Origin of the sequence: Paenibacillus antibioticophila, assembly GCF_000455265.1 — a bacterium.
GTDB lineage: Bacteria > Bacillota > Bacilli > Paenibacillales > Paenibacillaceae > Fontibacillus > Fontibacillus antibioticophila.
In genome coordinates this window covers 168,693-180,630 of the sequence record NZ_HG005143.1, presented here as the reverse complement: position 1 = coordinate 180,630, position 11,938 = coordinate 168,693, and the positions used below count along the sequence as shown (strand labels likewise).

General features: G+C 50.2%; 8 protein-coding genes. 6 read left to right on the top strand and 2 right to left on the bottom strand.

The features are described 5' to 3' along the window. Positions 1-12 precede the first annotated feature (12 nt). Positions 13-876: a carbohydrate ABC transporter permease gene (locus TX85_RS23545; RefSeq protein WP_044482353.1), complete on the top strand. Its 864-nt coding sequence runs from the start codon at positions 13-15 to the stop codon at positions 874-876. Between the two features lie 84 nt (positions 877-960). On the opposite strand, the gene TX85_RS23540 is transcribed toward TX85_RS23545, so the two are convergent. After that, positions 961-1,821: a helix-turn-helix domain-containing protein gene (locus TX85_RS23540; protein ID WP_044482351.1), complete on the bottom strand. Its 861-nt coding sequence runs from the start codon at positions 1,819-1,821 to the stop codon at positions 961-963. A 133-nt stretch (positions 1,822-1,954) separates the two neighbouring features. Between TX85_RS23540 and TX85_RS23535 the strand changes: the two genes are divergently transcribed. The 5 genes from TX85_RS23535 (at position 1,955) to TX85_RS23510 (ending at position 11,168) form a co-directional block, all read left to right on the top strand. Beyond that, positions 1,955-5,059 carry a glycoside hydrolase family 2 TIM barrel-domain containing protein gene (locus TX85_RS23535; RefSeq protein ID WP_044482350.1) on the top strand — a complete coding sequence of 1,035 codons (3,105 nt, stop codon included), beginning with the start codon at positions 1,955-1,957 and terminating at the stop codon, positions 5,057-5,059. 929 nt (positions 5,060-5,988) lie between these two features. Further along, complete coding sequence (locus TX85_RS23525) at positions 5,989-7,395, top strand: ABC transporter substrate-binding protein (RefSeq protein WP_081671861.1); 1,407 nt, start codon at positions 5,989-5,991, stop codon at positions 7,393-7,395. A 63-nt stretch (positions 7,396-7,458) separates the two neighbouring features. Beyond that, entirely contained in the window at positions 7,459-8,433 is a 975-nt protein-coding gene (locus tag TX85_RS23520) for a carbohydrate ABC transporter permease (protein ID WP_044482348.1), read from the top strand. A 3-nt stretch (positions 8,434-8,436) separates the two neighbouring features. Beyond that, positions 8,437-9,294 carry a carbohydrate ABC transporter permease gene (locus tag TX85_RS23515; protein WP_044482347.1) on the top strand — a complete coding sequence of 286 codons (858 nt, stop codon included), beginning with the start codon at positions 8,437-8,439 and terminating at the stop codon, positions 9,292-9,294. Positions 9,295-9,536: 242 nt separating this feature from the next. Further along, a complete protein-coding gene (locus TX85_RS23510; RefSeq protein ID WP_044482346.1) occupies positions 9,537-11,168 on the top strand; it encodes a glycoside hydrolase family 13 protein in 1,632 nt (543 codons plus the stop codon). 85 nt (positions 11,169-11,253) lie between these two features. On the opposite strand, the gene TX85_RS23505 is transcribed toward TX85_RS23510, so the two are convergent. Next, complete coding sequence (locus TX85_RS23505) at positions 11,254-11,907, bottom strand: GntR family transcriptional regulator (protein WP_044482344.1); 654 nt, start codon at positions 11,905-11,907, stop codon at positions 11,254-11,256. Positions 11,908-11,938: the final 31 nt, after the last annotated feature.

Sequence of the window (11,938 nt, the reverse complement as noted above, 5' to 3'; positions counted from 1 at the left end):
GGTGGGAGTGAGATGGAAAAAGCGATGAAATTGCAGCGTGTGAAGCATCACGAGGGGAAGCGCGGAATCCTGTCCGTAACCACCTTTATTATCATGACCCTGGTCTCTCTTGCGACTATGTTTCCCTTGTTCTGGCTATTCAGCTCTTCGCTCAAGGATATCAGCGAGATTTTCGTCAATCCGCCGATGTGGGTACCCAAGGTATTTCATTGGGAGAACTTCACAGAGCTATTTGTTAACCGCAAGTTCGGCATCATTACCTGGAACAGCTTCTTGCTCGCAACCACTTCGACGGTAATTGCCCTCGTTTTCTGCAGCTTGGCCGGTTTCGCATTTGCCAAATATCATTTCAAGGGGAAGAACTTCCTGTTCATTATGGTCCTGGCTTCCCTCATGATCCCGCATGAAGCGACCATGGTTCCTTTGTTCTCCATATATAAAGGAATGGGTCTGATTGATAATATTTGGGGCGTCATCCTGCCGGATTTAGCGAACGCATTTGGCATCTTCTTTATGCGCCAGTACTGTTCGGCACTTCCGGAAGAGATGCTGGAGGCGGCCCGCATGGACGGCTGCACCGAATTTAAGCTGTTCCGGCGGATCGTATTGCCTAACCTGAAGTCCGGCTTTGCCGGATTGGGGATTATCCTGTTCGTCAAGCAATGGAATAACTTCCTGTGGCCATCGGTCATTCTCCGTTCCCAGGAGAACATGACCTTGTCCGTTGCGCTTAAAGCGCTGGAGGATAGCAACAATACGCCATATCATCTGATTATGGCCGGTTCGGTGATCAGTGTCGTACCGCTGCTGATTATCGTCCTGATCTTCCAGAAGCAATTAATCGCAGGGATGATTGAAGGCGCCGTAAAAGGCTGATTGCCAGCCTATGGGATAGGTGCTTCAATTGCTCGCACAGCAGCATCATTTATTTGAACAGCGGCCTTGGTCCTTCATGTTGGACTAAGGCCGTTTTGTATTGTCCCGCTGGCGGCTGCGCACATACCGTCCCGGCGGCATCCCCTCCGACTTCGTGAATTGCTTCGTAAAGGAATAAATATCGCCATAGCCGAGACTTAAGGCAACGTGCTTAATGGTGAGCCCGGAGAGCAGCATCATTTTGGCCTGCTTCATCAGTTGTCCGGTGTGGTAGCGCTGGGGGGAGATCCCGGTGATCCGCTTGAACAGCTTCCTGAAATTTTCGTAACCCATATTTACTGCAGCTGCTGCTTCCTTTATCTCAAAATGGATATCGGTAGACCCGCTGATGAGCTGACAGGCCTTAGCTATTATCGCTTCATGGGGATCGCTTGGCGGGCTTTGGACGCTGTTATGCAGGCGGATCAGTAGCTCCTGGGCACTCATCAAAAGATAGGGCAGGCTTGCCTCGGTCGCCTCCTTAAGGGAGTCAAGCAACCCCGCGAATTCATGAACAAATTCGCTAGGATGCAGTGTCGTCACTTGCACCTCTTTGTCGGTCCTGAGAAGTCCCAACGATGTCAAGTAGTCATACACCGGATACCCGATGCTGATGTAGAACTCAATCCAGGCTCCATCCGGTTCGATTTCGGTAGAGTGCATGCGTTCGGGAAACCGTTGAACCAGATCGCCTGCTTGCATGGGCGTCACGGTGCCGTCCTCGGATAGGTAACGTCCGCTTCCTTGCAGGATCAAAATACAGCTGTAGTACCCGATTTTGAAATCATACTGGGAACGTTCCGCCGTTCTTTTCCGCATAAAGCCGCAGGATAAAATGCCTTGATCAAAATTGTCGCCGATGCACCGGTAGACGACATCGTTCTCCTTGATCTCTTCGTAATTCACAGAGGATCACTCCTACCAAAATGGATAAATGAAATACCATTACTGACATTTCAAGACACAGTATACCCTTATATTATTAGGGTGTGGGACATTGAATCAACACCAATTAGAACAAGGAGTGTGATTCCAGGAAATGAAGCTGAATCGAGAGTGGGAGAACCCGCAAATTACGCAAGTGAACCGGACGCCCATGCACGAGCCTTATGGAGTATACGAGTCCGTCGAGCAGGCCTTGCGCGGGGATCGCAGAGAGTCCAAATACGTAAAATGCTTGAACGGATCCTGGAAGTTTAAGCTGTACCCTTCTCCGGATCGGGTAACCGATGAATTCTATAGTCCGGAGTATGACGTGTCCGGTTGGGATTCGATTTCCGTTCCGTCAAATTGGGAGCTGTCAGGCTATGGCACACCTGTCTATACGAATATTTTGTATCCCTTCGGCAAGAAGGGGGAGAACTCCCGTCATGAAATCCGGCTAAAGAAGGATGAGTTCGTCCTGAATCCGCCCTTTGTTCCAGAGGATGATAATCTTACCGGATGCTATGTCCGGAGCTTTGACCTACCCGAGGACTTTATTGGCCGTGACGTCTTTATAGACTTCAGCGGCGTGGAATCTTGCTTCTATCTGTGGATTAACGGGAAATGGGCAGGCTTTTCGCAGGACAGCAAGCTGAATGCCGCCTTCGAAATTACGGATTACCTCCAACAGGGACACAACCGGGTAGCTGTCCAGGTGATGCGCTTCGGAGCCGGTACGTATCTGGAGGATCAGGACTACTGGCATCTGTCCGGGATCTTTAGGGATGTGTCGATTTATGCCAAGCCGCGCATGCGCATCCAGGATTACAAGATCGAGACGCTTTTTTCGGGAAATTATGAGCATGCGGAATTAGTTATAAAGGTCTATCCTAACAACCAGGCGGACCGCTACGGGGAAGCATATGCGCGCCTCTCGCTTTACGACGCCGATTTCATACTGGTTACGCAGTTTGAAACGCCGAAATTCGGAGACTGTGGATTCTACCTGCAAGAGAAATACGTGGCGAAGGTCCAGCAAGCTATTTCTAAGCCCCATTTGTGGAGCGACGAGACGCCCTATCTTTATAAATTGGTGCTGGAAATGATCGGCCCAGATGGCAACATCGTTGATATCGAGAGCGCAAATGTTGGCTTCCGCGAGGTTCAAATCGACAACAACGGGGTTCTCAAGATCAATGGTAAGCGCCTCCTGATCCGGGGCGTGAACCTGCATGCTTTTTGCCCGGAAACCGGACGTACGGTGTCAACCGACTATATGCGCGAGCAGATCAAGCTGATGAAATCGCTGAATATCAATGCTGTCCGAACGAGTCATTATCCTCATGCAATCGAATGGTACGACCTCTGCGACGAGCTGGGTGTCTATTTGGTGGATGAGACGAATCTCGAAACCCATGGCATCGGCGGTCAATTGAGCGAATCGCCGGTGTGGACTCATGCTTACATGGAGCGGGCGACCCGGATGGTGCTTCGGGACAAGAATCATCCGTCGATTATTTTGTGGTCCCTCGGCAATGAATCAGGATATGGGGCGAATCATGCGGCCATGTACGGCTGGATCAAGGAATATGACAAGACCCGATACGTCCAGTATGAATCTGGAAATCCGCCGGCCAATGTCTCGGATATCATCGCGCCGATGTATCCTCCCAAGGATTGGATTCTGGATATCATGGCTAACAGCGAGGACTTGAGACCCTTCATCATGTGCGAATACGCGTATGCAAAGAGCAACAGCAACGGGAACTTCAAGGAATTCTGGGATCTCATTCATAAGTTTCCTCGCTTCCAGGGAGGATTTATTTGGGATTTTCAGGACAAAGCACTTGTTAAAACGGCTCAAGACGGCAGCATGAAATATGTCTATGGCGGAGCTTTTGGCGAAGAAATTGTGGACCCGGCGCTGGATATGTGCCTGAACGGCATTGTTTTTCCGGACTTGACGCCGAAGCCTGCAGCTTATGAAATCAGGAATGTGCATTCGCCGCTCCTGATCGATGATTTCGAGTCGCCATATGATCCTCAAGGCACAAAAAAGTATCGGCTATTCAACCATTACACGCATCGGGACCTCAGGCATCTGAATATCCGTTGGGAATTGGTATGCGACGGGGCGGTTGTTGATAGCGGGCTCTTCCCTAAATTCAACACGCCGCCCGGGACAACAGAATGGATTGAACCGCCTTATGATGACTCCAAAGTGAACGGGGAAGCATTTCTTAACTTTTATGCGTTCCTGGACGAAGACACGTTTTATGCGGATAGGGGCTCCCGTATTTATGCCTGCCAGTTTGAGATCAAGGATTCGGTCCGGCGTCTTCATAACGGAGAGATTGAGCAGGGCAGCTTGACCTATGAGGAGACGGAGCAGCAAGTGCTGATTCACAATGAACATCTGGAGGTCGCCTTCTCGAAATACTCGGCAGAATTCACCGCAGTGCGTTATAAGAAGCGGAGTTACTTCACGGGCGGTGCCAATCAGTTTTATCGTCCACCTACAGGGATCGATGCCGGAATCCATCTGGAGTCTCCCAACTATGCAGATGAATGGAGAGCAATCGGGCTTCATCATCGGCAAAAAGAAATCCAGCATATCCGGGTGTATGCAGCATCCGCTTGCGTAATTATCGAAGTGCGCAGTCTTTACCATGGCTGCATTGAAGCAATAACAAGCTATGCGGTGGGCGGGAAAGGGATTGAGATTACCAATACCGTGGTGAATAATGCCAAGATCGATTCAATTCCGCGAATCGGTCTGAGCTTCGCATTTTCAAAGGACTGGAATCAGATTCAATGGTATGGGCGCGGCCCGTGGGAGAACTACGCGGACCGCAAGACGTCAGCGCTGATCGGGCTTTATGAGAGCAAGGTCGAGCAGCAGCATGTTCCTTATATTCTTCCGGTGGAATGCGGCGGCAAGGAAGATGTGCGTTATTTGTATGTATCCGCGTTGGATGGCCGGAAGGTTAAAGTAGCCGCGGCGGGTCATTTCCATTTCGATATTCATCGGCACAGTGTAGATCAGATTGACAGTGCGTCTTATGCGGAGGAGTTGGGCCTCTCCGATAGGGTGTACTTGAATCTCGATCACAAGCATGCCGGTCTGGGCGGGGATAACGGTTGGACGAAGACAATTCATGACGAATACAAAATTAAGAGAGGCATCTATACGTACAAAATGACGCTGGAGTTTTTGTAGCAAGGTCACGATTCATGTATTGAGCAGCTTCTTTCAGCGAGAAGAGGGTGTCTCAAAAGTAAAATTCAGTCACCCTTAATAACAAAATAGAGTGATATTCATATAAACATATAGAAACCAAGGGGATTTCTCATGCTTAGTCCCCTTGGTTTCTTGCGTCCACTGCGGCTTTTTTGATTAAATTATGAGCGAGGGAAAGCCAACCGACCTCCAAACTTACTTTTGGCAAGCCTCGAAGCTTTTTAGTCACCCACATCGGCAATTATAGTGACATTCTGCATTAAAATCGCCGCACGAGCCCTCCCATCGGCAATTTTAGTGACATCCTGCATTAAAATCGCCGCACGAGCCCTCCCATCAGCAATTATAGTGACATTCTGCATTATAATCTCCGCGCGAGCCCCCCATCGGCAATTATAGTGATATTCTGCATTAAAATCGGCGCACGAGCCCTCCCATCAGCAATTATAGTGACATTCTGCATTATAATCACCGCACGAGCCCCCCATCAGCAATTATAGTGACATTCTGCATTATAATCTCCGCGCGAGCCCCCCCATCAGCAATTTTAGTGACATTCTGCATTAAAATCGCCGCGCGAGCCCTCCCATCGGCAATTATAGTGACATTCTGCATTAAAATCGCCGCACGAGCCCCCACATCAGCAATTATAGTGACATTCTGCATTAAAATCGCCGCACGAGCCCTCCATCAGCAATTATAGTGACATTCTGCATTATAATCTCCGCGCGAGCCCTCCCATCAGCAATTATAGTGACATTCAGCATTAAAATCTTTGCCCCGCTCACAATCTAATAAAAGTAGAATTATATCCAATACCTGTCTCCTTATGCCTGCATATTACCGGACTTATAATATGTATGCGGTTACAAAAAACCGAGGATTCAATAAATAGGGGGAGGCAAAGTATGAAAAGTATGAAACGTGTATTAGCCGGAATTTCAGCAATCCTCATGATGACATCGGTGCTTGCGGCGTGCGGAGGGAACTCCAACAATGCGTCCAGCCCGAATTCCACTCCAGCCCCATCGACGAACAACGCGGCCGAGACGCCGTCCAACACGAGCGGCGAGAAGGTTACCATTAATCTCTGGAGCTTTACGGACGAAATTCCGAACATGACGACAAAATATTTGGAGGTCCATCCGGAAGCGAATGTAGAGTTCAAGACTACGATCATTGCAACAACGGACGGTGCTTATCAGCCGGCGCTTGACCAGGCGCTTGCTGCCGGCGGCAAGGATGCTCCGGACATTTACGCAGCTGAAGCCGCGTTCGTCCTGAAATATACCCAGGGCGATGCATCCGACTATGCCGCGAACTATGCGGACCTTAGTCTGGATGACCAAAAAGTGAAGGATGCAGGCATCGCACAGTATTCCGTGGATATCGGCAGCAAAGACGGTCAATTAAAGGCTCTTGGCTACCAGGCTACTGGCGGAGCCTTTATCTATCGCCGCTCGATTGCCAAGGATGTGTTCGGTACGGACGATCCGGCAACGGTGAAGAGCGAGGTTGGCCCAGGCTGGGATAAATTCTACGCAGCAGCCGCCAAGCTCAAAGCCAAAGGCTACGGCATTGTATCCGGTGACGGCGATATCTGGCATGCTATCGAGAACAGTTCGGAAAAGGGCTGGATCGTTGATGGCAAGCTTCATATTGATCCGAAACGCGAAGAGTTCCTTGATCTCTCCAAGAAGCTGAAGGATAACGGATACCACAATGATACGCAAGACTGGACGGAAGCCTGGTATGCGGATATGTCCGGCTCCGGCGCCCAGCCGATCTTCGGATTCTTCGGTCCGGCATGGCTGATTAACTATGTTATGAACGGCCAAGTGAAAGACACGGACGGTGACTGGGCTGTTACCGAGTCGCCGACAGGCTTCTTCTGGGGCGGTACCTGGCTCCTCGCTCACAAAGACGTGACGAAGGACGAAGCCAAGAAGCAGGCGGTTGCCGATTTCATCAACTGGGTAACGCTTGATTCCTCCGAGACCGGCCTTCAGTATTTCTGGGCAAACGGTACGATGAAGGATGGCGAGCAAGGCACGAAGGACAGCGTTGCCTCCTCCGTAGTGATGAGCAATTCCAATGGTGAGGTTCCGCTGCTCGGCGGACAAAACATGTTTGACGTTTTCGTACCGGCCAATGCGAACGCTTCCGGTAAGAACCTGACGCAATATGATGAGACGATCAACAGATTGTGGCGGGATCAAGTACGCGAGTACACTGCAGGCAACAAGAGCCGCGACGATGCGATCGCCACCTTCAAGCAGCAGGTTAAGGACCAGCTTGATATCGACAGCGAATAATTAGGAATAGAAGGGGCGGGGGGAGCTACCCCGCCTCTTCATATCAACAATTGGGGTGAGAGCATGCGCCGCAAAGGTGTGAACTACTCGAAGTACGGCTATATTTTTACCTTTCCGTTCGTCTTGGCATTTTTGATTTTTTCGTTATACCCAATCCTATATACCGCAGTCATCGGGTTTACCGATATGAAGGGACTAATTCCAAAGCCGATTCATATTCTGGATAACCCGTTTCAAAATTTCAAGGATCTTATCTTTGAAAATGCGTCCTTTAAAAAATCCCTGTTAAACACGGGGCTTCTCTGGATTGTCAACTTCGTTCCTCAGATTACACTCGCGCTGCTGCTTACGGCATGGTTCACGAATAAGCGGCTCAATATCAAGGGGCAAGGCGCGTTTAAGGTACTGCTATATATGCCGAACATTATTACGGCCAGTACAATCGCCATTCTGTTCAGCACGATGTTCGCCTATCCGATGGGGCCGATCAACAGCTTAGTTCAAATGCTGGGCTTGTCTGACGCACCGATCTTCTTCCTCCAGGATAAGACGACCGCACGGGGAATTGTGGCGTTCATCCAGTTCTGGATGTGGTACGGCAATACCATGATCATTCTCGTTGCAGGCGTGATGGGAATTAACCCGGCACTTTTCGAATCCGCAGCGATTGACGGAGCTAACGGGTGGCAGACCTTCTTCCGGATTACCTTGCCGAGTCTCCGCACGATTCTGCTGTTCACCCTGATTACGTCGATGATCGGCGGTCTGACCATGTTCGATATTCCGCAGCTGTTCCTTCTGGGTGGACCGGATGACGCCACATTGACAACGTCGATGTTCATCTACGGGCAGGCCTTCAAGGGAAGTTACCTGTACAACCGCGCAGCAGCGGCAAGTATGATCCTGTTCCTGATTGCTGCAGCGCTGTCCGCTGTTCTGTTTTACGTGATGCGGGACCGCGATGCGGCGCAAGTGAAGAAGGCGGAGAAACTGTACAAAAAATCGCTCAAAGCAACAGCAGTAGAGAGAGAGGTGTAACACATGGATAAACAACTGAAAAGCGAAGGAGCCTTCGGTCTGAAATTCAGCCGGACGATCATCTATATCATCTGTATCCTGTTGTCGCTCCTCAGTATTCTTCCTTTCTGGATTATGTTCGTCAACGCTACGCGTTCCACGGCTGAAATCCAGAGCGGACTCTCCCTGCTGCCTTCGACCCATTTTATGAATAACCTTCAAGTATTGCTTGATAAGAGCTTCGATCCGATTCAAGGCTTTATGAATTCCTTCATTATCTCGGGTTCGGCAACCATTCTGACGGTATATTTCTCGTCACTGGCGGCTTACGGATTGGTGACCTATGACTGGAAGCTGCGCAAGCCGTTCTTTACGTTCATCATGTGCGTCATGATGATTCCTTCTCAGGCAAGCGCGATCGGCTTCTATCAATTCATGTACAAACTGGGCTGGACGAACAGCTTCCTTCCGCTGATTCTGCCCGCCATTGCGGCGCCGGCGGTTGTGTTCTTCATGCGGCAATACCTGCTGGCTACACTGTCATTGGAGATCGTGGAGGCATCCCGGGTGGACGGCTCCAGCGAGTTCAAGACGTTTAACCGGATCATCCTGCCATTGATGACGCCGGCGGTTGCAACGCAGGCGATCTTTGCTTTTGTAGCGAACTGGAACAACCTGTTCATGCCATTGATTCTCCTCACCCAGAAGGAAAAATACACCATGCCGATCATGGTAAGCTTGCTGCGCGGCGATATCTACAAGACGGAGTTCGGCTCGATCTACATGGGGCTGGCCCTGACGGCCTTGCCGCTGTTCGTGGTTTATTTCCTGCTGTCCCGGTATATCATTGCAGGCGTTGCGCTTGGGGGCGTTAAGGAGTAGCGCGATTGCACATGATTGTTGTTAGTGCTGGGAGTTTAGTTGTCCTTATGCAGCTATGTTGCGAGTTTTATTGAGATCATGAGAGATAGGTGTATTTTATACATCTGAATGATCCAAGTCATGGAATTGCTGCGGTACAATGAATAAACCTTGTTAGGGGCTGCCTCGCGGTAGCCCCTTTTGCCTTGACTGGAAATCTAATCCATGGTCGTAGTAAAATATAGCGAATAGGAGTGATAGCTATGAACAATACGAAATGGTGGCAGACCGCCGTCATCTATCAGGTTTATCCCCGGAGCTTTCAAGATAGCGATGGTGACGGCATCGGCGATCTTCGGGGAATGATTAACCGATTGGACTATTTGGAGCAGCTTGGCATTACGGCGATATGGCTCAGTCCGGTATACAAGTCGCCCAACGACGATAACGGCTACGATATTAGCGATTACCGGGATATTATGACCGAATTCGGAACGATGGCCGACATGGACGAGCTCATTGAAAAGGCCAAGCTTCGGAACATCCGGATCATCATGGACCTGGTCGTGAACCATACCTCGGATGAGCATCCCTGGTTCATCGAGGCCCGTCAAGGAAAGGACAATCCGTACCGAGACTACTATATTTGGCGCGATCCGGTAAACGGCGGGGTTCCCAATTCGCTGCGCTCTTCGTTCAGCGGCTCGGCCTGGGAGTTCGATGAAGCGAGCGGCCAATATTTCCTGCATTTATTCAGCCGCAGGCAGCCCGACCTGAACTGGGAGAACCCCAAGGTTCGGCAAGAGGTCTGGGACATGATGAATTTCTGGCTGGATAAAGGCGTCGGCGGCTTCCGCATGGATGTCATCGATCTGGTCGGCAAGATCCCCGATCAGGAGATTACAGGAAATGGGCCGAAGCTTCATGAATACCTGCAGGAGATGCATCGGGAGACGTTCGGCAAGCATGATGTCCTGACGGTCGGAGAGACCTGGGGAGCAACGCCGGAGGTGGCGAAGCTCTACTCCAATCCGGATCGGAAGGAGCTGTCGATGGTGTTCCAGTTCGAGCATATCGGCCTGGATCAGCAGGAAGGAAAGGACAAGTGGGACTTGAAGCCTCTGTCCGTCAACGAATTGAAGCAGGTGCTGGCCAAGTGGCAGGTTGAGCTCGGGAACGAAGGCTGGAACAGCCTGTTCTGGAACAACCATGATCTGCCGAGAATCGTATCCCGGTGGGGCGATGACGGCAAATACCGGGTAGAGAGCGCGAAGATGTTCGCGATTCTGCTGCATTTGATGAAGGGCACGCCTTATATTTATCAGGGCGAAGAGATCGGTATGACGAATTATCCGATTAAAGATATCAGCGAGGCGCAGGACATTGAGACGGTCAATATGTATCATGAGCGTCTTGCCCAAGGCTATGCCAAGGAGGACATTATCGCTTCGATTAATACCAAGGGGAGAGATAATGCGCGAACCCCGATGCAGTGGGATGCGACGCCGAACGCCGGATTTACCAGCGGACAGCCTTGGCTGCACGTGAATCCCAATTATGCGGAGATCAATGTGGAAGCGAATCTTGCGGACCCGGATTCAGTCTTTCATTGTTACCGTAAATTGATTGAGCTGCGGAAAAATAACCCGATCGTGGTATGGGGTGAATTTGAACTGGTGAAGGACGTTCCCGAGGAAGTGTTCATGTACTTCCGCCGCTATAAAGGCGAGACCTGGCTGGTTACCGCTAACTTTAGTCCCGCACCGCTCACGCTGGAAATGCCGGAGATCGGCTCGGTCAGTGAATTCATTATCGGCAACTATGCGCGAGATGCCGCAGATTTTCAACAGCTGCGGTTGCAGCCTTATGAAGCGTTTGTAACGAAGCTTGCTTAAATACGGAACCGGACAATTCAGGAGAACGTGCTGAATTGCCCGGTTTTTTAGTCGGGTTTGGCATATCGAGTTAGCATTGTGGTTGTTATTTCTTGATGTAATCCGAGTACCTGTCGAGAAACTCCAGGGAATTCATATCATCTCTAAGGTGATGCCGCACCAGGGCGTCGATCTCCTCTGTATTTTTGTTCGCAATATGCTCCAGCATGAATTGATGCTCGCCCCAAATCTGTAGCAGCTTCCCTCTTTCCAGCATGTGCAGCTTGCGATACCGGACATAATGCACGTTGGACTGCTGGATTAAATCCCATAGAAACTCTCGGCCCGCCAATCGGAACATAGAGCTGTGAAATTGATCGTCCAGAGCCAGAAAGAGGTCAATCTTCTCTTCATCCTTGGCGCATGCCTTCTGCTTGTCCAGAATCTTCTTCAATTCCTGGAGGTCCTTAAGCGAGAGCTGGGAGCATAAGTCCTTCATGATTTCCTTTTCCAGCGCGCTTCGCAAGTAAATCATCTGCTCGACGGATTCCAGATCAATATAAGAGACAAAGTTTCCCCTCTTGGCATAGACATCAATATAGGATTCCAGCGACAATTGCTTCAGCACATCGCGCAGCGGTGTTCTTGATAGCTGGAACTGCTCCGCCAAGACGGTTTCACTCAGGATTGCACCGGGTTTTATTTTTAGCGACAGAATATCGTTCTTTAGCTGCTTCAGGATTTCTTCCTTCGTATACATTCCGCTCCTACCTTTGTATGGATTGAATTGA

Coding starts and splice junctions, on each gene's coding strand:
- TX85_RS23545 (WP_044482353.1), top strand. CDS start 13: ATGGAAAAAGCGATGAAATTGCAGCGTGTGAAGCATCACGAGGGGAAG.
- TX85_RS23535 (WP_044482350.1), top strand. CDS start 1,955: ATGAAGCTGAATCGAGAGTGGGAGAACCCGCAAATTACGCAAGTGAAC.
- TX85_RS23525 (WP_081671861.1), top strand. CDS start 5,989: ATGAAAAGTATGAAACGTGTATTAGCCGGAATTTCAGCAATCCTCATG.
- TX85_RS23520 (WP_044482348.1), top strand. CDS start 7,459: ATGCGCCGCAAAGGTGTGAACTACTCGAAGTACGGCTATATTTTTACC.
- TX85_RS23515 (WP_044482347.1), top strand. CDS start 8,437: ATGGATAAACAACTGAAAAGCGAAGGAGCCTTCGGTCTGAAATTCAGC.
- TX85_RS23510 (WP_044482346.1), top strand. CDS start 9,537: ATGAACAATACGAAATGGTGGCAGACCGCCGTCATCTATCAGGTTTAT.
- TX85_RS23505 (WP_044482344.1), bottom strand. CDS start 11,907: ATGTATACGAAGGAAGAAATCCTGAAGCAGCTAAAGAACGATATTCTG.